Annotated in this window: 1 pseudogene; it reads left to right on the top strand. The window is 37.3% G+C overall.

Annotated elements, in window-relative coordinates:
• Nucleotides 1–269: pseudogene (locus QM460_RS10495) on the top strand (single-stranded DNA-binding protein); the annotation flags it as partial.
• Between the last annotated feature and the right edge of the window lie 316 nt (nucleotides 270–585).

Genomic DNA, 585 nt, shown 5'->3' with positions numbered 1-585 from the left:
AACAAGCGGAGTTGATGGCTCAGAGCCTATCTAAAGGCTCTCCAATCCTCTTAAAAGGAGAAATTATCCAACGACCTTATAATGATGAACATGGTCAACGTCGGACGTATCAGTTTATTTCCCCAAACCAACAAGGAGGAATCACTTTCCTTGAAAATAAGGAGGCATCTAACCGACGTAAGCAGGAACAACAGGGCTTTTCTCAGCCGACACCAAGTTCTAATCCTCCATCCTATCCTGAACCAATGGATGTAGAATCCCCATTCTAAAGGTATTGAAAGCATACAAGAACACTTGTGTGCTTTTTTGTTACACAAAAAGTTATATAACTTATGATATAACAATATCTTTTGTCCCTTTAACAAAGAATTTGATATTATCCCTTAGAATAGAGGGGAAATAAGAAATAATAAGAAAGGAGTGCAACAATGGCAAGACAAAAATACAATTATCTGTCCGATGAATTGATTGCAGAATCTCTTCAGGTGACCAATTACTTAGAACAAAGTCGATCTAGTCGATTGAATGTTCTTCAGTTGGATGGGGAGAAATGGTTAGAAAATTACTTTAACCGTTATGAGAAAG

This window comes from Streptococcus infantis (assembly GCF_047464415.1).
Classification (GTDB): Bacteria; Bacillota; Bacilli; order Lactobacillales; family Streptococcaceae; genus Streptococcus; species Streptococcus infantis_AE.
The sequence above is the reverse complement of the archived record's forward strand: the minus strand, read 5'-3'. Positions and strand labels throughout refer to the sequence as shown.